The sequence below is a fragment of the Acetatifactor aquisgranensis genome (assembly GCF_943193215.1).
Lineage (GTDB): Bacteria > Bacillota > Clostridia > Lachnospirales > Lachnospiraceae > Acetatifactor > Acetatifactor aquisgranensis.
Map to the genome: position 1 here is coordinate 14574 of NZ_CALPDH010000018.1, position 22308 is coordinate 36881.

Annotated in this window: 16 protein-coding genes; 15 read left to right on the forward strand and 1 reads right to left on the reverse strand. The window is 56.2% G+C overall.

The window, feature by feature from the left end:
* Positions 1-156 precede the first annotated feature (156 nt).
* The 7 genes from NFS35_RS15840 (at position 157) to bioA (ending at position 7483) form a co-directional block, all read left to right on the forward strand.
* Positions 157-1482 carry an MATE family efflux transporter gene (locus NFS35_RS15840; protein WP_251208099.1) on the forward strand — a complete coding sequence of 442 codons (1326 nt, stop codon included), beginning with the start codon at positions 157-159 and terminating at the stop codon, positions 1480-1482.
* A 300-nt stretch (positions 1483-1782) separates the two neighbouring features.
* A complete protein-coding gene (locus tag NFS35_RS15845; protein WP_251208100.1) occupies positions 1783-2322 on the forward strand; it encodes a hypothetical protein in 540 nt (179 codons plus the stop codon).
* The gene (locus NFS35_RS15850; protein WP_251208101.1) at positions 2309-3097 is read left to right on the forward strand and encodes a 6-carboxyhexanoate--CoA ligase; all 789 of its coding nucleotides are present in this window, start codon (positions 2309-2311) and stop codon (positions 3095-3097) included. The genes NFS35_RS15845 and NFS35_RS15850 overlap by 14 nt, the downstream gene beginning before the upstream one ends.
* A gap of 141 nt (positions 3098-3238) precedes the next feature.
* Positions 3239-4408 carry an 8-amino-7-oxononanoate synthase gene (bioF, locus tag NFS35_RS15855; protein ID WP_251208102.1) on the forward strand — a complete coding sequence of 390 codons (1170 nt, stop codon included), beginning with the start codon at positions 3239-3241 and terminating at the stop codon, positions 4406-4408.
* A 60-nt stretch (positions 4409-4468) separates the two neighbouring features.
* Positions 4469-5443, forward strand: a complete 975-nt coding sequence (gene bioB / locus NFS35_RS15860; RefSeq protein WP_251208103.1) for a biotin synthase BioB — start codon at positions 4469-4471, stop codon at positions 5441-5443.
* Between the two features lie 48 nt (positions 5444-5491).
* Entirely contained in the window at positions 5492-6184 is a 693-nt protein-coding gene (gene bioD / locus NFS35_RS15865; protein ID WP_251208104.1) for a dethiobiotin synthase, read from the forward strand.
* A 96-nt stretch (positions 6185-6280) separates the two neighbouring features.
* The gene (gene bioA / locus NFS35_RS15870; protein ID WP_251208105.1) at positions 6281-7483 is read left to right on the forward strand and encodes an adenosylmethionine--8-amino-7-oxononanoate transaminase; all 1203 of its coding nucleotides are present in this window, start codon (positions 6281-6283) and stop codon (positions 7481-7483) included.
* 198 nt (positions 7484-7681) lie between these two features.
* Here bioA and NFS35_RS15875 read toward each other — a convergent pair whose 3' ends face one another.
* Positions 7682-8482: a helix-turn-helix transcriptional regulator gene (locus tag NFS35_RS15875; protein WP_251208106.1), complete on the reverse strand. Its 801-nt coding sequence runs from the start codon at positions 8480-8482 to the stop codon at positions 7682-7684.
* A 199-nt stretch (positions 8483-8681) separates the two neighbouring features.
* On the opposite strand from NFS35_RS15875, the gene NFS35_RS15880 reads away from it, so the two are divergent.
* From NFS35_RS15880 to NFS35_RS15915, 8 genes are all read left to right on the forward strand, one after another.
* Positions 8682-9740, forward strand: a complete 1059-nt coding sequence (locus NFS35_RS15880; RefSeq protein WP_251208107.1) for a Gfo/Idh/MocA family protein — start codon at positions 8682-8684, stop codon at positions 9738-9740.
* A 28-nt stretch (positions 9741-9768) separates the two neighbouring features.
* Positions 9769-10521 carry a ThuA domain-containing protein gene (locus tag NFS35_RS15885; RefSeq protein WP_251208108.1) on the forward strand — a complete coding sequence of 251 codons (753 nt, stop codon included), beginning with the start codon at positions 9769-9771 and terminating at the stop codon, positions 10519-10521.
* A gap of 63 nt (positions 10522-10584) precedes the next feature.
* Positions 10585-11694: a Gfo/Idh/MocA family protein gene (locus NFS35_RS15890; protein WP_251208109.1), complete on the forward strand. Its 1110-nt coding sequence runs from the start codon at positions 10585-10587 to the stop codon at positions 11692-11694.
* A gap of 417 nt (positions 11695-12111) precedes the next feature.
* Positions 12112-14031, forward strand: a complete 1920-nt coding sequence (locus NFS35_RS15895; RefSeq protein WP_251208110.1) for a TerB N-terminal domain-containing protein — start codon at positions 12112-12114, stop codon at positions 14029-14031.
* Complete coding sequence (locus tag NFS35_RS15900; RefSeq protein ID WP_251208111.1) at positions 14028-15407, forward strand: ATP-binding protein; 1380 nt, start codon at positions 14028-14030, stop codon at positions 15405-15407. The genes NFS35_RS15895 and NFS35_RS15900 overlap by 4 nt, the downstream gene beginning before the upstream one ends.
* Before the next feature lie 123 nt (positions 15408-15530).
* A complete protein-coding gene (locus NFS35_RS15905) occupies positions 15531-17069 on the forward strand; it encodes a leucine-rich repeat domain-containing protein (RefSeq protein WP_251208112.1) in 1539 nt (512 codons plus the stop codon).
* 112 nt (positions 17070-17181) lie between these two features.
* Positions 17182-19518, forward strand: coding sequence for a DEAD/DEAH box helicase (locus NFS35_RS15910; protein ID WP_251208113.1), 2337 nt, complete (start codon positions 17182-17184; stop codon positions 19516-19518).
* 208 nt (positions 19519-19726) lie between these two features.
* A complete protein-coding gene (locus tag NFS35_RS15915) occupies positions 19727-22294 on the forward strand; it encodes an alpha-L-rhamnosidase-related protein (protein ID WP_251208114.1) in 2568 nt (855 codons plus the stop codon).
* Positions 22295-22308 lie beyond the last annotated feature (14 nt).

Genomic DNA, 22308 nt, shown 5'->3' on the forward strand with positions numbered 1-22308 from the left:
TAAGTTTGCAAAGCTAAGAAATAAATTCTCCTCGCAGGTATCATCCGGCTGGCAAAATCTGACCAGGCCTGCCGCAGACATCATTGACGATAAGGTGGATGGATGCTATACTCGACATAATGACGAACAAAGGCAGCACGGAGGAAAAAGGTATCTATGATATTCACCAACAAGGATTTGAAAAAACTGATTGTCCCTCTGATCATGGAGCAGGCTCTCGCCATCACGGTGGGCATGGCGGATACGATGATGATTTCATCCGTGGGCGAGGCTGCGGTGTCCGGGGTGTCGCTGGTGGACATGTTCAACAACCTGGTCATCGCTGTGTTGGCGGCTCTGGCCACCGGGGGCGCGGTGGTCGCCAGCCAGTTCGTGGGGGCGAACAAACCGGAGGAGGCCTGCCGGTCGGCGAAGCAGCTCCTCTGGATCAACGCTCTGATAACGGTGCTGGTCTCCCTGCTGGTGATCATCGGCCATAGGTTCATTTTGAATCTGTTTTTCGGAAAGATAGAGGAGGACGTGATGCGGAATGCCATCGTCTATCTGATCATCTCGGCGCTTTCCTTTCCGTTCCTGGCGGTCTATAATGCCTGCGCGGCGCTGTTCCGCTCCATGGGGAATTCTCAGATTACCCTGAAGGTGTCCATGCTCATGAACATCATCAATGTGGGAGGCAATGCCATCTGCGTCTTCGGCCTGAAAATGGGCGTGGCAGGCGTGGCGGTGCCGTCTCTGATCTCCAGGGCGGTGGCGGGGCTTTGTCTCTATGTCCTTTTAAGGAACCCTGATTACCTGATACATCTGGGCAGGGAGCGGTTTCGGTTCGAATGGCCGGTCATCCGGAAAATCCTCTACATCGGCATTCCAAGCGGCATCGAAAACGGCATTTTCCAGCTGGGCCGCGTAATCGTGGTGAGCATCATAGCGGGCTTCGGCACGGTGCAGATCGCCGCCAACGGCGTGGCGAACAGCCTGGACAGCATGGGCTGTATCATCGGGCAGGGCATGAACCTGGCCATGATCACTGTGATAGGCCAATGTGTGGGGGCGGGAGATCTGGCGCAGGTGAAATACTATACGAAAAAGCTGCTGCTGATCACATACGCCGCCACGGCGGTGATGAACAGCCTGATCCTGCTGTTCCTGCACCCGATTCTGGGGCTTTACGGCCTGGGGGCGGAGGCCACGGAGCTGGCTTATGTCCTTGTGATGATACATGACGGCCTTGCGATTCTGCTCTGGCCCGCGTCCTTTGTGCTGCCCAATATGCTCCGGGCCTGCAATGACGTAAAATACACCATGACAACCGCGATTTTTTCCATGGTCACTTTCCGCATCGGGCTGAGCCTTGTGTTCGGCGTCCATATGGGGATGGGAGCCGTAGGCGTGTGGATTGCCATGGCGGTGGACTGGATCTTCCGGGTCTGCTGCTTCGCGGGGCGGTATCTGCGGGGGACGTGGAGGAAGTACTGCAATCTGTAGGCCGCCCTGGATGTTCCGTACCTGTGTGCTGCACCCGGCCAGCAAGACCCGCCGGCAGCTGACAGAGGGCCAGGAATCGAAAGCGGGATGGTGCGGCTGGGGCTGGAACATGTGGAGGATATTTATGTAGTATAGAAGAATTGCAAGCCGGACTGCGGGTCTGATTGTAAACCATGCCGAAAAGAGGTTGACAATAGGGACTCTGCCCGCTATAATCAAAATGTATCCCGCCCAGACCGCATCCGGAGAAAGGTCCCGGCGGCATGGGCGGGAAACAATTGACTGGACGGGGGGACACCTATGAAAACCAAAGAAAGGACCAGAGAAATGACCACCACCGCGCTGCTGGCTGCCCTGCTGGCAGTATTTGGCATGTTCAAGATTCCAAGCATCATCCCGGGCTGCGAGTTCCAGCTTTCGGCGCCCTTTGCCGTGTGCATCGCAGCTTGCTTCGGCTTTAAGAGATACATCAAAATCGGCATCCTGGCCAGTGTCATCAATCTGATTCTGAGTACCCACACCATAGTGAATGTGACAGTAGCAATGGTATTCCGCCTCATAGCAGGCGGGATACTGTCAATTTTCGGCGTAAATCCTCTGACCATCGCCATCAGCGGCCCTCTGGGGACGATTGCCGGACGGCTGGCTCTGGGGGGGATTCTGAACGCTTCCCCTCTGGCTCTGATAGTCGCCGCCGTGCCGGGGATGGTGTTCACGGCAGTCGGCGCGTCCGTCATGTATCCTGTGATGAAACGGCTGGCGCGGCGGGAAGCTGTTCTTCATTATGACTGCGCTTCTTCATCCGAGAAAACCGGAGGAACTAATCATGAGCCGATATAGCATCAAAATGAGAGCATCGAACAAAGTGGAGGGCCATATCTCCGGAGCGGAAAAAATCATTCCGGAGGAAGAGCTGGAGCAGTATTGCGCGAGACTTCTTTCCAGGGCATTGCGGCACAGCAAGGGTAAGCCTGATTTCATCAATTTGAAAATCGAGGCCGTGAGGGAAGAGGAGATTCTCCATCTGCCGGCATTGCCCGTGACTACAGCAGAGACTGCGTCCGCCGGGGAGGGCATGGCGGTGGTGCTGGAATATCTGCGGAGGCTGGGACTGGAGCGGGCGGAGGAAATCCTGGCCCTCTGGAAACAGAGCTACTCCATGCGGGGCGCCATGCTCCTGGATGCGGACACGCTCAGGCGGCTGGAGCCTGACAGGGACCGGGGCATCCGGGCCACCTACATGGACATGGAGACGGAGGATGAGGCCAGGCAGTCCGCATGCGGGGGCAAGAACCATTTCAATGAGGCGCTCGTCCTGGCTACAAAGGTGGTGAATCATCCCAACATCGTGGCGGAGCTGTGCATTTCCGACGATCCGGATTATGTCACCGGCTATATCGCCTCCAGAGCGTTCGGCTACGTGCGTGTCACTACGCTGAAGGAAATGGGCAGTCCCCTGGGCGGGCGAATTTTTTTGTTCCGGGGAACTGAGGAAGAGCGGGACGACTGCATCCGCTACCTCCAGCAGCAGAAGGTGCTGGTTCATGTGGGCGATACGACATCTCCGGCAGCATCCCCTGCCGGTATGTCCCATGAACCGCAGAACCAGGCTTGAAATAGCCTTGGTTCAAGTCGGAAGCTCAGAGAGTGGAATCATCATCGGCGAAACGGGATGTGGAGACGCTTTCCGAAAAGGACGGAACAAAATACGCCAAAAGCATCAGAAAGATATACGCAGAAAGGGTGAAAAGCGGCTGTGGATAAATGGAAACGAATGGAAGAGGAGCTGAAGGCCTTGCGCCAACAGCAACTGTACCGCGAAATCAAGGTAATCGAGAGCCCTCAGCGGGCCCACGTCCGCTACCGAAACAGGGACATGCTGATGCTGGCCTCCAACTCCTATCTGGATTTGTGTGGCGAGGAGCGGGTGAAAGCATATGCGGCGCGGGCTCTGGCGGAGTACGGCACAGGCTCCGGCGGTTCCCGGCTCACCACCGGAACCAACATCTACCATATCCAACTGGAGGAAGCCCTGGCCCGGTTCAAGGGCCGGGAGGCGACAGTGGTGTTCAATACGGGATTCGCGGCCAACAGCGGCGTCATCCCCTGTCTGTGCAGAGCGGGGGACGTCATCTATAGCGACGAGCTGAACCATGCCAGCATCATTGACGGCTGCAGACAGTCCGGGGCGGAGACGGTGGTCTACCGGCACAATGACATGGAGGATTTGGAGCGGAAGATTCAGGAGCGTCCGGGAAGACAGGGGATGATTGTCAGCGACGGGGTCTTCAGTATGGATGGGGACATCGTGGATCTGCCGAAACTTTTGGAACTGGCCGATGCCTACGGCCTGCTGTCCATGATAGATGAAGCCCACGCCACCGGGGTAATCGGCGCCACCGGCCGGGGCTGCGAGGAATATTTCCATCTGGAGGGCCGGACGGACATCCTCATGGGCACCCTCAGCAAGGCCGTCGGCGCGGAGGGCGGCTATGTCTGCGGCTCCCGGACCCTGACGGAATATCTGAAGAATAAGGCCAGGAGCTATATCTTTTCCACCTCCCTCTCCCCCGCGGCCATGGCAGCGGCAAAGCGGGCCCTGGAGCTGATAGAGGAGGAGCCCTGGAGGGTGGAGAAGCTGCAGGAGAACATATGTTTGTTCTGCCATTGTCTTCGGGAGCACGGTGTGGAGGCAGAATCGGAGACCGCCATCATTCCTGTTAGAATTGGTGAGGAGGGCATGGCAGTAAAGGTTTCCGAACGGCTGATGGAGCAGGGCTTCTTCATCCCCGCCATCCGATACCCCACGGTGAAAAGGGGGGAGGCCATGCTGCGAGCGGCACTGATGGCCACCCACACGAAAGAGGAACTGTCAGCGGCGGCTGCGGCCATAGCGGAAGCCATCGACTATTGTAGAGACTGCTGACAAAATTGAAAATGATTCGGGAGATTCCGGATTGGAATACGAAAGGAGCATGGCTATATCATGGGCATCGTACAGGAACTGAAAGAAAAAGCGCTGGCGCAGGGAGGAGTCTCCCGAGAGGAGGCGCTGCTGCTGGCGCAGGCTCCTCTGGAGGAGCTGGCGGAGGCGGCGGAGGAAATCCGCAGGAAAAAGTGCGGGCAGGGCTTCGACCTGTGCACCATCGTCAACGGAAAATGCGGACGCTGCTCCGAGGACTGCCGTTACTGCGCCCAGAGCGCCCACTACCAGGCCCGGTGCACGGAAGCCTACGGCCTCCTGCCTGCGGAAAAGCTCCTGGAGGGAGCCAGGAGGGCTAAGGCGAAAGGGGCGCTGCGCTATTCCATCGTCACCTCCGGCAGGAAGCTGTCTGACCGAGAGGTGGAGCAGGTCTGTGAAAGCATCCGCGCCATCCGGCAGAAGACCGGTATCCAGGTCTGTGTGTCCTTTGGCCTGCTGGCGGAAGAGCAGTTTGAAAAAATCAGGGAGGCGGGCGCTTCCCGGGTACACTGCAACCTGGAATCCTCTGCCGGTTTTTTTCCGAAGATATGCACCACCCATACCTATCAGGACAAAATCGACACCCTGAAAGCGGCCCGGAGGGCAGGCCTGTCCGTCTGCTCCGGCGGCATCCTGGGATTGGGGGAGACCATGGAAGACCGTATCGACATGGTGCTCACCGCCAGGGAGCTGGGGGTGAAATCCGTCCCGGTAAATCTCCTGAACCCCATCCCCGGTACCCCCCTGGAGCACAGGCAGCCCCTGACAGGCGGGGAAGCCAGGCGCTGTGTGGCCATCTTCCGGTTCCTGATTCCGGACGCTTCCATCCGCCTTGCGGGAGGTAGAGGGCTGCTGGAGGACATGGGGGAGCTGTGTTTCCAAAGCGGCGCCAATGCGGCCATCTCCGGGGACATGCTTACCACGGCGGGAATCACGGTGGAGAGGGATTCGGAACTGGTGCGGAATCTGGGATTCGAAGTGAGACTTTGCAATGAATGAGGGAATATAAGACAAAATAAAGGATGGGATATAGGACGGAATAAAGGAATGAAGAAAGCGAAAAAAATTTTCATCGTGGGAACGGGCACGGATGTGGGCAAGACTTACGTGACGGGCCTGATCGTGAAGAAGCTCAGGGAAAGCGGCAGGCTTGCGGGCTATTATAAGGCTGCTATGAGCGGCAACGCGCGCAGAAGCGACGGCGCCCTGATTCCGGGGGACGCTGTCCATGTGAAAGAAGTATCGGGCATCGACCAGCCCCTGGAACAGATGTGCCCCTATGTCTATGAACATGCGGTGTCGCCCCACCTGGCCTCCCGGATGGAGGGAAATCCGGTGGAGCTGGACACCGTGGAGAAAGGATTCCGGGAAGTCTGCAGGGAGTATGACTATGTGACCATGGAGGGCAGCGGCGGCATCCTCTGTCCGGTCTGCTTCGACGAGGCGGAAATCTGGATGGAGGACGTGATTGCCAGGCTGGAGCTGTCCTGCCTGCTCATTGCCGACGCGGGGCTGGGCACCATCAACAATGTAGTGCTGACGGCGGAATACATGCGCTCCCGTGGCATTCCCCTGAAGGGCGTCCTCTTCAACCGTTTCCACCCGGGAAATGTCATGGAGGAGGACAATGTGCGGATGTGCCGGCACAGGACAGGGCTGGAGGTAATCGCCTGCGTGGAGGAGGGGGCAACGGAGCTTGCCCTGGACGGCGACGCGCTGGCGGCGTTATATGAGGAATGAGCTGTGGCTTTTTGCAGGAACGATGTTTGAAAAGAATGCATCTGGCTTCGATTGGAGCGATGTTTGGAAAGTTGCAAGGAAAGAAGGGAGCCCCGCATGATTTGGTATCCATACCAACAGATGAAGACAATGAAAGCGCCCTATGAAATCACAGACGCAGAGGGCGTGTATTTATATACGAAAAACCAGAAATTAATCGACTCCGTGTCCTCCTGGTGGAGCGTGATCCACGGCTATAAGCACCCTGCCCTGACGGAGGCCATCAAGTCTCAGGCAGACCGCTTCTCCCATGTGATGCTGGGCGGGCTGACCCATGAGCCGGTGCGTAAGCTGGCAGAGAAGCTGGAAAAATGGCTGCCGGGAGATTTGGACTACTGCTTCTTCTCGGACTCGGGCAGCGTGGCGGTGGAGGTGGCCCTGAAGATGGCCCTGCAGTATTATGTGAACCGGGGAGACTGGAAGCGGACGAAAGTCCTGTCCCTGACCCATGCCTACCACGGGGACACGTTCAAGACCATGGAAGTGGGGGACGACGAGGACTACCATTTCATCCTGGAGGCCTATGGGGAGAAGAAAGACGTAATTCACATCCCCACCCGAATCGATGCGCTGGAAGAAGCCTTCGGGCGTTTCCATGAGGAACTGAACTGCTTCATCGTGGAGCCTCTGCTCCAGGGGGCGGGAGGCATGCGGATGTACGATGTCTCCTTCCTGCGGCGGGCCAGGGAGCTGTGCGATGAATACGGCGTCCTGCTGGTCTTCGATGAAGTGGCCACCGGCTTCGGACGGACGGGGAACCGTTTCGTGGCAGACCTGGTTCTGCCGGACATCCTGGTGCTGGGCAAGGCGCTGACCGGCGGCTACATAGGCCATGCGGCCACTGTCGCCAACCATAAGGTGTACGAGGGCTTTTACGCAGACACCCCGGAAAAGGCGTTGATGCACGGCCCTACCTTTATGGGGAATGCCCTGGCCTGCAGCGTGGCGCTGAAGTCCATAGAGCTGTTCGAAGAAAAGGATTATCTCTCCAGGATCCGCCGCATTGAGGAGATTACCAGGCGGGAGATGGAAGGGCTGGAGCATGAGCAGATCCGGGAGGTGCGCATCCTGGGGGGATGCGTCTGCGTGGAAGTGAAAGATGGGGCGGCCCTGCAGGGGTACCAGCAGTTCGCCTGTGAGAGGGGCGTATTCAGCAGGCCGTTCTTAAATTATCTGTATGCCATGGTGCCCTATGTGATCACAGAGGAAGAGCTGGTACAGGTGCTGGGAGTGATGAAGGAATGGTTCTCCCGCAGCTGATGTCTGCCTGAGAGCCATATACTTTTGCATGAATGTATAAATGAGAGCCAGGAATCTGATTTGCAGGTTCCTGGCTCAGCCGTTTTGTTATGCCATTCAGCCTGTTTCCGATTGCAGGAAAGAACCTGCCGCCATCACGGAAACTCCGGAGAAAGCGCATGAGACCGCAGTCAAGACTGAAATGCCGCAAAATGCGGTTCAAAGAAGTCCGCGCTGTCTATATATGGAGGGAGTCATGCCGCAGAACTCCCGGAAGTTGCGGTTAAAGGTCTGCTGGCTCTGAAAACCGGACAGCTCGGCCACCTCCAGAATCTTGTACTCGGTGCCAAGCAGCAGATTTTTCGCGTAATTGATCCGGAGGGCGTTGACATATTCATAGAAGCCCATATGAAGCACCTGCGTGAAAATCCGGGAAATGTGGAAGCGGCAGACCCCCAGCTCTCTGGACAGGGAATCCAGAGAAAGAGGAGACTGAAAATGCCCTGCCACATATGCAATCAGGTTGGCGGCCAGATTGGAGACAGGAGGCGCAACCGCGTCGGTGACCTCCAGGGAGGGCAGGAGCCTGTGCCACAAAATCTGAAAATAGGCGGAGACAATCGGGGCGCTGTCCGCTTCGTTGACCTCCGAAAGCAAAGTGCTGAACGCATAGTCCACGTCGGGATGACAGGAAGAGACAGGCCTTACCGGTTCCGCCAGGATGCGCCCGGTGAGCTGTCGCGGGAGACCGGCCTGTGGATCCTGGCTGCAGGTGATCATGTCGATCAGCGTCCCGCAGGGCTGGGTCAGCGTCTGGAAAGAGTGGATCGTATTGGGCAGGATTACGGCAAGGTCTCCGGCATGGAGCGTGTGATTTCCGGTGTCTATCTGTACTTTCAGCACCCCGGCCCGCACGCGGATCATTTCCGAGCAGTTGTGCAGATGGGGCGGAAAATCAAGACTCTCCATGGTGGAAGCATGCGGCAGGTTGTGGTTATATTCGTAAAACGGAATAATCATGAACGGCACCTCGAACAGCAATAAATGAGTGGTTTTATTTACGTTGTATGTTAGACATTATAGTCCCCACATGATAAAATGTCAACAAATAGGAAGCGACAGAACGACGGATGGGAAGTAATAATCAACAAACGGAAAGACGAAAAGAATGAGATATCAGGAAAAACGCTAAAATCCAAAAGGAAAGAGAGGAACCGACATGGAACATTCAATTGCATTCATTGGGTATGGAGGGATGGCAGTATGGCATCACAATCTGATTCAGGAGAAGCTTCCCGAACTAACCGTCAGGGGGGCCTATGACATCCGCCCCGAAATACGGGAAGATATCAGGAAAAAAGGGCTGTACGCCTACGAGACCGCCGAGGAGCTGCTGGCGGACGGATCCGTCGACCTGGTAATCATCGCCGTCCCCAACAATTTCCACAAAGATTACTCCATCGCCTGCATGAGGGCGGGAAAAAATGTCATATGTGAGAAACCGGTGACGATGTGCGCGGCGGAACTGGAAGAAGTGATTGCGGTATCCCGGGAGACGGGAAAGGTGTTCACGGTGCATCAGAACAGGCGTTGGGACAGGGATTACAGGATTGTCCGGGAAGTGCTGGAGAAAGGGACCATCGGCGCCCCCTATTTCATCGAGACGAGGGTGCAGGGTTCCCGGGGCTCCATGCACGGCTGGCGGGGCTATCGGGAGAACGGAGGCGGCATGCTGCTGGACTGGGGCGTCCATCTGCTGGATCAGCTGCTGGACATGATTCCGTCGAAAGTAGTCTCAGTGGCGGCCCATCTGGAATCCGTCTTCTCCGGCGAGGTGGACGATAATGTGAAAGTGTTTCTGAAATTTGAGAACAATGTATCGGCGCTGCTGGAATTCTCCACCAATTGTTTCATCAACCATCCCAGATGGCATGTGTCATGCACGGAGGGTACCATGGTGGTGGAGGACTGGGAGTGCAATGGCAGGATAGTGAAGCTGGCTGAGGATGCGGAGAAGATGGCCTGGGCGGACGACATCGTCTATACCGCCGCCGGTCCCACCAGGACCATGGCGCCCCGTCCGGCGCATACCCAGCAGGTTCTGGAGCTGCCGGACTTAAGGCCCGATGTGTCGGATTATTACAGGAATGTAATCGGGGCGATTGAGAAGACACAGGAGCTGATTGTGAAGCCGGAGCAATGTCTGCGGGTAATGCGGCTGATAGATCTGCTGTTCGCCGTCAATGAACAGGGGGGTTCGGCTACCTGCAGGATTTGAGGAGATGCGGGAGCAGTTTCATGGAGGAATGGAAATCGAGAAAGGAATGGTGAACATCATGAAAAAAGCGTTGATTTTTCAAGGAGGATGGGACGGCCATGAGCCGCAGCTGGTGTCTGCGCGCTTTGGGCGCCTGCTGGAGGCGGAAGGGTTTTCCGTGGAGATATCGGATACGTTAGAGTGTCTGGCGGACGGAGAGAAGCTGCTGGAATATGACCTGTTCGTGCCCTGCTGGACGGGCGGAGACCTGCCCTGGGAGTATGTCCAGAACATCTCCAAAGCCATCGGCAAGGGCGCGGGGATAGCGGGCTGCCACGGCGGCATGTGCGACGCGTTCCGCCAGAACACGGAGTGGCAGTTCATTACGGGAGGCCAGTGGGTGAGCCATCCCGGCGGAGACGGCGTGGAATACATGGTGAACATCCGGCATGGCTCCAGCCCTATCACGGACGGCCTGGAGGACTTCATGGTCTGCAGCGAGCATTACTATCTCCATGTGGATCCGTCCGTGCAGGTATTGGCCACCACGAGATTTCCGGCGGTAAATTACTATCATATATCCAACAGGCCCATCGACATGCCGGTGGTATGGACGAAGTACTGGGGCAATGGGAGGGTGTTCTACTGTTCTCTGGGACATCACGATGATGTGTTCGACAAGTCGCCCAATGCCCGGGAACTGATGCGCAGGGGGATGCTCTGGGCGGCGGAGGGCAGGGCTGTCGCCAGGGAGCGCGGATTGACCACGGAGCGATTCGAGAATACCGCGAAAATGTATTAAGCCGGGATTGAAGACAGCAAATGCTGACAGGGCATTTGCGGAACCGGAAGATAGGAGAGAGCGATGAAAACAACAAAAATCGGTATCGTCGGTATTGGTTCCATCAGCGGAATCTATCTGGAAAATATTACAAATACGTTCAGGGAGCTGGAGATTGCCGGTGTCTGCGATTTGATTCCCGAACGTGCGCAGAACGCTGTGGAAAAGTATACTATTCCGAAACTGTACAAGGATATGTATGAGCTGTTCGCGGATCCCGAGGTAGACATTGTCCTGAACCTGACGCGCCCTTATGAACACTATGAAGTGACAAAAGCGGCCCTGAACGCCGGGAAGCATGTGTATTCCGAAAAGCCCCTGGGGGCCTCTTTGCAGGAGGGCCGGGAGCTTCTGGCGCTGAGCAAAGAAAAAGGATTGATGCTGGGCGGAGCCCCTGACACTTTCCTGGGCGCGGGAATCCAGACTTGCCGGAAACTGATAGAGGACGGCTACATAGGGACACCCATAGGGGCTGCCGGTTTCATGATCTGCCGCGGACATGAGTCCTGGCATCCGGATCCGGAGTTCTACTATAAATACGGCGGCGGCCCCATGTTCGATATGGGCCCCTACTATTTGACCGCCATGGTCAATCTGCTCGGGAATGTGAGCGAGGTATTTGCCATGACAAAATCCTCTTTCCCCCGGCGCCTCATCACCAGCAAAGAGCATTTCGGTGAAATCATTGACGTGGAGGTACCTACCTATTACGCCGGCACCATGACCTTTGAGAGCGGTGTCATCGGCACCCTGTTCACCACGTTCGACGCCTATTATGAGGGGCAGGCACGCCTTGAAATCTACGGATCGGAGGGGACATTGTATGTTCCGGATCCCAACTGCTTCGGAGGCCCGGTTCGGCTTCTGCGCCCTGAACACGGAACCATAGAGGAGATACCGCTGGCTTTTGCCTATAAGGAGAACAGCCGTGCGCTGGGGCTTGCGGATGCAGCGAAAGCCATTGAGGCCGGCCGGAAGCCCAGGGCCAACGGGGACATGACCTATCATGTGCTGGAAATCATGGAGGGCTTTGCCGCCAGCGGGAAAGAGAGGCGGATCGTGCCCATCGAGTCCCGCTTTGAGAAGACACCGATTATGAAACGCGCCGGGATTCCGGGCGTGCTGGATGCCTGATCTGTACTTAATCTGAAACGATACAGTTCTGCTTGACCAAAGCGGCTCTGATGGAGAACCGGCAAAGAATTACTGCCTGTATCCGTCAGGGCCGTCTCTGCTTTGACAGGAGGGCATCCTGAAATCAGGCGGCTTTTATCTCTGATTATGTGGTCAAGGCGGAACAGGCGATAAAGAAATGTCCTCTTTCCATGAATATCGTCGGACATAGGAAGGGTGGGAAGCGCTTTTCGCGCCCATTGCATCGGCCATAAAGGAATTGTCCCGCTGGACCGCGAGATAAGCGGTGTGCGTCTGTGAGAATTCAGGAATGTATTTCAGGAATTTGCTTCTACGTGATTGACTATCTTTTTCCTTTTTGATACAATGGAACAAATGTTTGGAACAGTGACAGCTTCTGCTGTGCCGAGGGGAGATATGGGAAAAGACGACAAGGAATATGACGCGTTTGAGATATTCGAGGAGATACAGGAGCAGGAGGGGACGGGCGCCGGGCAGCCTTTGCCGCGGCTGCTGTCTCCGGAACCTGTGCGGCCTGTTTCCCCTGTAAAGCCTGTGCGGTCGGTTTTTCGGGAGGAAGCCCCTTACTATGAGATAGAATACGATTCCTGCCCTATGCCGGGCGTGGGGAAATTTGTCCTGAAAACGGGGGAGGGGCATTCCCCGGATAAAAGCAGTACAATCAAGGTGCCGCAGCAGCAAGAACAGGAGCGGGATGCTGTGCGGGAGCGCTTTAACCAGATGCGGGACATCGCAAGGGAAAGCCGCTGCCTGACATTCAGCAATTCTAAGTTTTATGACAAGAGGGTTCAGCAGGAGAATTCCAGGCTTTTCTACAGACAGGGCATGTTCATGAAAGAGTTTGAAGACGACTGCGGGAAGTCTCTCCCCTACAGCGCGTATTTTCCCAATTATCAGATGATGGGGTACGGACAGCTGCGGACCTATTTTACATGGCGGACCCGGGTGCGGCAGGGGGATGTTCAGGCTACTTCGCTGTCGTACGCTTTTTTGTATCTCTATGAACTGGTGAACAATATCGGCGTGGAAGGGCCGGAGGACGGGCTGGAGCGGCTGATGATTTTCTGGGAGGCCTATCGGGTATATGATGCATCCATTGATAAATATGTGCTGCGATGGCTGAAAGATTACCATATTTATTATGAACTCCCATGGTCCTTTAAGGAATTCATCGACAGAAACGGGCTTGGCGCCAACTTCCCTAAGCTGACCAACCCGGAAGATGATTTCGGATTATATTGCGCTATTTCAAAATATGACATTCGGAAGTCCGGTTTCTATACGGAAGAGAGGATGCCTTTGCTGAAAGACTGCTTTCATTTCATCATGGACAGGCTCAGCCGGGCTTTCGCGGAGAGCCATGTGGATCTGGAGGAATATATTTTCCGTCCGACCCGGAATATGTCCGTGTGGACGCCCTTTCAGGGTGCGTTGTTCTACCCGGCGCTGCGGCAGAGGGACAGGCGCGTGGTGCTGTCGGAAAAGGAGATTTACCTGTGCAGCGGGAACCGATGGACCTTCAGCACGGTGATTACCACGGAAAGCGGCAGGCAGCTGATTGGTTTCTGCCTAAAGCAGATGGAGTCCGTGCTGCGGAGGCTGACGAAATACAGGCATAAGCTTTCGGCCAATATAAACAGCCTCAGCCCTGTGATGGTCCAGGAGCTGGGCAAAGACGGAATCTCTCTGGAGGAAGTCGTCACAGGCGCTACGGAGGAATTCTACAGGGAGGCCACGAAGACGGTGGTCAAGGTGGACAATGCTTCCCTGGAAAAAATCCGGCAGGAGGCATTGGCGACACAGGAGAGGCTGATAGTCCCGGAGGAGCCGCTGCTGCAATCCGCGGTTTTGTCCGGGAAAGCGGATTCCGGGCAGAGCAGCAGAGATGATGGGGAGATTTCCGGGAGAGAGCAGCCTGCCGAAATGGGGCAGCCTTCCGGAGCAGATAATAATCAGGCGCGGGAAAGAGAAAGCTTATATGGAGCAATGCCGGGAGAGAGAAATGAATTGTCTGGAAACGGAGGAGAAATATCTGAAACTGCGCAAGAATCTTCTGGAAATAGCGGGTCAGCGTCCCCCTGGGACAGCCTGAAAGAGGCGCTGTCGGAGACAGAGAGAAAGGCCTTGCGGCTGGTGGCGGAGGGGGAGACGAACTTGAAGCCTTTCGCTGACGGACAGGGTGTCATGCTGGAGGTGCTGATGGACGGCATCAACGAAAAGGCCATGGACTCCATCGGCGACAGCATCCTGGACGATGGATTTGAACTATACGACGACTACAGAGAGCAAGTAAAGGAGATGGTGGAATCCCTATGACAAAGCAGGTACCTACAAGAATAGCCAATATTCTGATCAATGCCTTAAAGGGCGGCGTGGTGCCCAGAGCGGGGCTGGAATATATTACGGTGGGCCGTACACAGGAAATCGCCGCGATCCTGCATGATATTGAGATGATTGAGGAGGGCGGCGCGTCCTTCCGCTTTATCGTGGGGAAATACGGCAGCGGGAAGAGCTTCCTGCTCCAGACGATTCGCAACTATGCCACAGCCAAAGGCTTTGCCGTGGTGGACGCAGACCTTTCGCCGGAGCGGAGATTTGCCGGGACCAAGGGACAGGGGCTGGCTACTTATAAGGAGCTGATCAAGAATCTGTCCACCAAGTCAAAGCCGGACGGAGGCGCGCTTCCGCTGATATTGGAGAAATGGATTTCCGGCATCCAGATGTCGGTCAGAACGCGGCTTCCTGCGGAAGAAATAGAAAATGTCCGGAGCCGGGAAAAGTCAGCCGCAGGAGACATGGCGGAGGCGGATTCTTCGGCAGAATTCGACAGAGAGGTGGAGCGGCAGATTTATGCCGTGGCAGGTTCCCTGGAGGGAATGGTGAACGGTTTCGAGTTCGCCAAAGCGGTGGTTCTCTATTGGAAAGCCTACAGGGAGGATGACGCGGCCCTGAAATCCAATGTGCTCAGGTGGTTTCGGGGAGAATATCCCACCCGAAAGGAAGCCAAGGCGGATTTGGGCATCAATTTCATCGTGACAGACGAGACATGGTACGATTTCCTGAAGATTTTTGCAGCCTTTCTGGTGGGGGCGGGATATAAGGGGATGCTGGTCATCATAGATGAGCTGGTCAATATCTTCAAGATACCAAATTCCATCACCAGGGCCAATAATTATGAAAAAATCCTCACCATGTACAATGATGTGCTCCAGGGAAAAGCCCGGCATATCGGTTTTCTCATGGGAGGCACGCCCCAGTGCATTGAGGATAAATATAAGGGTGTGTTCAGCTATGAGGCGCTGCGCTCCCGGCTGGCTGAGGGACATTTCGCCACAGCGGACGTAAAGGATCTGTCAGCTCCCATCATCCGGCTCCAGATGCTGACCCAGGAGGAAATGTACATCCTTGTGGAGAAGCTGCAGAACATTCATGCCCAGCTGTACAATTATACTCCGGCACTGGCTCAGGAGGATCTGGTATATTTTCTGACGGTAGAATATAACCGCGTGGGTGCCGAGACTCATATCACGCCCCGTGAGATTATCCGTGACTTTATCGAACTGATCAATATCCTGCACCAGAACCCCCAGAAGACTGTCTCGCAGATTCTCGGGGACAACAGCTTTGAGATGGCCAAGGGAGGGATTCCGGATGAAGAAATACAGGACGAATTCCGGGAATTTGAGATATAAATTTGAGATATAATTTGGATGTCTTGACCAAAGTCCCATTCATCTCTTGTGGGAAATGAAAGAAATGTCTTTCCGGACAACCTGGATGACAACGGACAATAATCGGACAAAAAGAGGTACATTATGGATTACACAACAGACGCAGTGCAGATAAAGCGGGTACAGGACAAGCTGGCCTGGATGGCTCAGCGGGAGGGCAGTCTGGTCCGTCTGGAGGAGCCGGCAGGTTCCGGGTGGACCGCAGAATTTGAAGCGAATCAGCATGTCAGTCTGCCTGCGGATTTTCGGGAGATTGTCAGCCGGACTGCCGTCGGCGGAACCCTGCCTGACGTATGCAATATCCGGTACTGGCGTCCCCTGTGGAACATGGAAATCGAGGATCGTGAGGCGTCCCTGGATGTGCCCTACCCTCCTGCGGAGGATTCGCGGGCTCTGCGCGGGGAGCTGACAGAACACGCGAATCCGTCCAAGCTGCCGGGGCAGATTCTGATTATGGGAGGCGATCATCTGGGCTGGTCCCTTGTCACTGCCGGGCCATGCACCGGGGAAATATGGACGATAGGGGACTTCGGAGTCCGCCGGGCCCCGGCATGCACCTTTGCCCAGTGGCTGGAGCTGGTGCTGGACGGCAACCTGGAGGCCTACCTGACCTGCTGCCTTACCGGAGAGGAGGGGCGGCGGGGCCGTTCCCGCCGCTTTCAGGATGTAATCGGGGCGGACTTCGCCTGGCCCGTGGGAGCTGTTCCCGCCGAACAATGTGCCAGATGGCTGGAGGACAACCGCTTTGTCCACCAGGGGCCCAGTGACAGCTGGGCCGGATACCTCCGAGGCCAGCTGCGCCAGACCCTGGCCCTGCTGCCCCAGGAGAGGGATGAAAAGCTTTCCGCCCGTCGGGCCGCCCAGCAAGAGCCGGGCTGGCAGTGGGACAAGGAGCGGGCGGCGGAATGGGCCCGAGTCGGAGAATTGATTCAGGTCGTCCGGACTGCGGAGGAAAACGGGGAGATGTGGGAGGCCACCGATCCGCGGGAAGAGGAACTGTTCCGGCGGGCGGCGGAGCTGGTCCACCCCAAGCGCTTTCAGGCCCGGGGCGAGGGCATCCGGGACCTGTCTTTCCTGGAGGGGCTGACCGGGCTCAAGGAGCTGGATTTGTGGGACAACGACATCGAGGATCTGTCCCCTCTGGCCACCCTCACCGGCTTGCGGGAGCTGTGGCTGCCCTGCAACCTGATTTCCGACTTGTCCCCCCTGGCCGGGTTGGACAAGCTGGTGCAGCTGAACGTCTACGGCAACCGCATTACCAGCCTGGAGCCCCTGCGGGGGATGACAGGCCTGAATCAGCTGAACCTGCGGGGCAATCCCCTGGAGCCGGGGACGCTGGCCTGCCTGCGCAAGTGCAAGCGGCTGGGGATGCTGAACCTGAGCGGCACCGGCCTGGGGGACATCTCCGACCTGGAATTCTGCCGAGCCTGGAACCTGGACTTATATGAGAATCCGAATCTCACCGGCCTGGAGGTCATCTCGACCATGAAGCGGCTGAGCTGCCTCTGTCTGGACACCAATGTGGCCCGCCGGTACGACATCCCGGCCCTGGCCCCACAGCTCACCGAGCATGTGGAACTGGGCGGCATCTCTCTCTATGTATGGCCGGAGAAATATTTCTAGAACCGAAGGCAAAAGAATAAACTTACAGTAGTTCGCAGTTGATGGCTGCCATTGATGCCTTGGAAGAGAAGCATCTCTATGAGGAATTCGGCAGATTGCGGTCAGGATTCTTTTGATTAAGAATGGGCGCATTGTGCAGGACGGCAGCCGTGACGACCTAGTCGCAGCTGAGAGCGAATACAAGACAGTGTATGAGACAGTGGTACCAATAGAATATATTTTATGGCATGGGGACTGCAAAATGGACGTATTCAACAGGCTTGCGCCTTTTATACAGGATTTTATCTATGAGAATAAATGGGAAGAGCTGCATGGCAACCAGGTGGCGGCCTGCCAGGTCATCTTCGACAGCGACGACAACCTGCTGCTGTCCTCCGGCACGGCTTCCGGCAAGACGGAAGCAGCCTTCCTTCCGGTGCTCACGCATCTTTATGAGAAGCCGTCCCGCTCCGTGGGGGTCATGTACATCTCCCCTCTGAAAGCGCTTATCAATGACCAGTTCAAGCGCCTGGAGCAGATGCTCTTAGACTCCAATATACCCGTCACCAAATGGCACGGGGATGCCTCCGTGGACAAAAAGGACAGGCTGATCAAGCATCCGGAGGGCATCCTGCAGATCACCCCGGAATCCCTGGAGAGCCTGATCACCAACAAGCGGGGGGCCTGCCTGAATATGTTCTGCGACCTGCGCTTCGTCATCATCGATGAGGTGCACTCTTTCATGCGGGACGAAAGGGGGCTGCAGCTTCTCTGCGTGCTGGAGCGGCTCAGGGCGCTCACGGGCGTAAATCCCCGCAGGATAGGCCTCTCCGCCACTCTGGGGGACATGTCCCTGGCCCAGGACTGGCTGAATACGGGCACAGGCAGGAAGTGCGCGGCTCCTGTGGCGGACGAGGGGAAGAAACGCGTCCGTCTGCACATCGAGCGTTTCGTGAACGTGTCGGACAAGCGGGATTTGGTGGAGCGGAACGGCAGCATGAATATCGTGGACAAGGATACCGGCGGCGACATGGGCGACAGGGAGCATTACGAGTACCTCTTCCGCCAGACCCTGGACAAGAAGACCATCATATTCGCCAACAGCCGGGAGGAAATCGAGTTCATCATGGCCAATCTGCGCGAAATAGCGCTGAAACATAAAGCACCTGACGTATACCGCGTCCACCATGGCAATGTCTCCGCCCTGCTGCGGGAGACCACGGAGGACGAGATGAAGTCCGCCGATGAGAAAATCGTCACCGGGGCCACCGTGACTTTGGAGCTTGGCATCGACATCGGCTCCCTGGATCAGGCGGTGCAGATAGGCGCGCCCCTGAACGTATCCAGCTTCGCCCAGAGGCTGGGCCGCTGCGGACGGCGGGGGCAGGTGCCCCAGCTGCTGTTCACCTTCGTGGAGAGCATCAAGATCAATTCCTCCGACATCCTGGGCCCCATCAACTGGGAGTTCATCCGGACGATCGCCATCATCGAGCTGTACCTGCGGGACCACTGGATGGAGCCCATCCCGCCCAGGCACCATCCCTATAACCTGCTGTACCACCAGACCATGAGCATCCTGAAGAGCAATGGGGAGATGTCCCCCGCCGGGCTGGCCCAGGCAGTCCTCACGCTGGGGGCTTTCCGGAAGATTTCCCAGGAGGACTATAAGAAGCTGCTGCTGCACCTGATCTATATCGAACAGCTGGAGCGCTCCGAGCATGACGGGCTGCTGATCGGGCGGGCCGGGGAGCGGGAGGTGAACAGCCACAAGTTCCTGACGGTGTTCCTGGCCCCGGAGTACCTGCTGGTGAAGGAGGAGAACCGGACGATCGGCACCGTGGACAAGACCTATCCCGTGGGCACCCGCTTCGCTTTGGCAGGCATGTCCTGGGAGACAGTGGACATCAATGTGAAGTCCAAGGTGCTGTTCGTGAAACGAGTGCCCGGCATCTCCGTGGTGGACTGGGACAGGGATTTCGAGGCGGAGCTCCACACGGTGCTGGTCCGCAAGGTGCGCAGCGTCCTGGAGCGGGACGACCCGTATCCTTATTTAAGCGACCGCTGCCAGGAGCGCCTTTTGGAAATCCAGTACATCGCCCGGAACAGCGGCATCCTGGACAATCTGGTGACGGAGCTGTCCAAACAGAAGTTCGCCATATTCCCCTGGGTGGGGACCAGGCAGCTGGTGACGCTGCACTATGCGCTGCTCCAGCGGAGAATCAAGAGCAAGATTCCCTGGAGCACCTGCCTTTACCTGGAGGTGGTCTTTGACGGTAGCGGAGAGGAGCTGGCGGCCATTATTGACGATATCCTGCATTCGAAGCTGGATTTGTACAGCCTGCCTCTGCCGGACAAAATTCAGATCAGGGGAAAATATAATGAATTCATTCCGCTGGAGCTTCTGCGGAAGCAGTTCATCGAGGATTATCTGGACTTCGAGGGGCTGAAGCGGGATATGTGCGGGACATGATTTTATGGCATTTGAGAAAAAGCAGACAGACGTATTGTTTTGCCGATAGTATGCGGATGTTGTCCTCTGGCCGGCCAGGGGACAATATTTTTATGCAAAACGTAAATAATGCCATATTGATTTTTGGGAATACATTATATATAATATCCAAAACAGCAAAAGTAAATTCTGTGAACTTTATTCGGCCGGGCTGCATGAGGCTACGCCGATGGGAACAGATTTTCGGACTGCGGAAAGGTTTGGGTATTCTATGACAGATATTTTCAAAAAGGCAAAGGGCATCTTTCTGCCGGGAAAGTCTGCCGAGCCAAATGTGTTGGCGGCTTTCCGTCTTGATTTTTCCTATTCTGGCGGCCATATGGAATTTACAGTGGCAGCTCATACTTTTTACCGTATTTACTTAAACGGAATATTCTTAGGACTTGGTCCTGCACCGGCAGCTTTCGGACGCCTGAAAGCGGACAGCTACGACCTCACGGGCAGGCTGGAGGAAGAGAACCAGCTGGCGGTGGAGGTCATGGGGTATGTGCCCCGGGAATTCAATTATTCCACTCATGAAGATTCTGTTTTTTTCGGCGAGCTTACCTTGGACGGAGAGGTGGTGGCAGCCACAGGAGAGGACAGCTGGAAATGCGGAGTTCTGCCCTACAGGGATTTCCGGACGGAGGCCCTGTCCCATGGACGCAGATATCCTGTGGAACTGTATATGCTGCGGGAAAGGTATGACGAGTGGCGCAGGGGAACGATTCCCCGGGAGACCGGATGTGAAGTGGTGGCGGAAAGCATGGAGGAGACCTGGCGAGACGGCGGAAACCAGGATATTCCCGCGGGACATCGTATCGTCCTGAGACGCGCCACGGCCATGCCGGATATGGAGGAGATACGAGACCTTGCTTTCACCGGGGCGTCCTCGGTGGAATTCGAGGATTTCGACGGAGCGGCGGGAAACTGGTGGGAGACAGAAGAGTATCTGGACCGCAGCGGCGGTGCGGATATTAAACGGCCGGCCTTTTCCCGGGCGGGATACCGGGACAGGGCTTTCGCGGGCAGTCTGAAAGAGGAGCGGGATGCCGCCGGCGCTGTAAGCTGTGAAATCCGTCCAAAGGGAAAGGCGGCCGCCCTGGAATTTGCCCTGAAAGAAGCGGAGACAGGACTGATCGGTCTGTGCTTTGAGACGCAAGGGCCTGCCACCGTGGATATCGTCTGGAACGACTTCCTGGACGAGGAGGCGAAAGTGCCGGTGAAAGCGGACAGCGTGAACCGCGTCATCCGTCTGGAATCCGAGGGCGGGAGGATTTCCTTTGAATCCATGGAACCCCATTTCCTGAAATACATCAAGATTATCGTGGAGACGTCACAATCTTTCCGACTGCTCGATATCTATGTAAGGCGTTACCGTTTCCCGGACAGGAACAGGGCTTTCTTCCTCAGCAGCGATAGGGAGGTGAACCGCATCTACGAGGCCTCCAAAAGAACGCTCCTCACCAATACGCTGGCCTTTTTCCTGGATTCTCCGGAGCGTGAAAGGGGCGGCTGGGCCGGGGACAGTTACTGGACTGGGCGTGCATCCGCTATGGTGATGTCGGATACTACGGTGGAACGTTCCATGCTGTATGATTTTCTGGCGGCGGACTATGCGGAGGCCTTGCCGGGGACATTCCCCTGCTGCTGCTGCGGAGGAGCGAAGAGGGATCCGGGGCTGATGTATACCTGGAGCCTGTTCGTGTTCCTGGAGCTGACAGATTACTATCAGAGAACAGGGGACGAGGAGCTGAAAGAGGACTTCCGCAGCCGTGTGGAGACTTTCATGGAGGCTTCCCGGACCCTGAAGAATTCCCTGGGCCTGCTGGAAAATATTCCGGGTTTTGTGTTCATTGACTGGTCTGCCTCCAACAATGCCGCCAATACGGCGCCCATATGCACTGCCGCCAACGGTCTGTATGCCCTTGTGGCAGACAGATTGGGAGAGATGTATGGAAATGAGCCCTACAGGGCGGAGGCGGAGCAGATACGCAGCGTCTTCCGAGAGCAGTACAGAAAGGTGGAACACAGCAAATATGACCTATTTACCATGTATCCGTTCCTGTCCGATTCCATGACATTAAAAGATGGAAAGCTGGTGGAGAACAGTGTCTACAGCGAGGCGGCTCAGTACTATTATTTCTGGACGGGCCTGCTGCGCAGGGAGGACGCGCCGCAGCTGTGGAAGATTCTGTTGGAACAGTTCGGACCGATGCCGCAGAAATACCGCGGGACCATGCAGCTGTCTGTGGGGAATTGCGGGGTGTTTTTCGGACATATGATGCGTTTTGAACTGCTGTCACGGTTCGGCGAGACAGAGCTGCTGGAAAAGGAACTGAAACATCTGTGCGGTTATATGACAGGATATGACCCGGGCACTTTCTGGGAGACATTGAGCGGCACGGACAGCCGCAACCATGGCTTCGGTGCTCACTATGGAGTTGTAGTCATGAGGGATTTCCTGGGCATGGACATTCCCGACAGCAGGAACAAGACCCTGCGCATTGCGCCGGGGCAGGGGAGCCTGCGGTGGGCGAAAGGCAGAATCTGCCTGGAGGATGGACAGTTTGCCGCGGTCTGGCATAAGGGGATTGACAGCCTTTCCCTGTCTGTGTCGGCGCCGGAGGGCTATCGGATTCTTCTGGAGCTGCCATGGGAGTACTGCGGGGGAAAAATCATAGTAAACGGGAAAGAACAGGAATATAAAAGAAGCCTGATCTGCGGCAATATTTTGGATGTGAGGATTCAGGTGTAAGACAAAATCAGAAT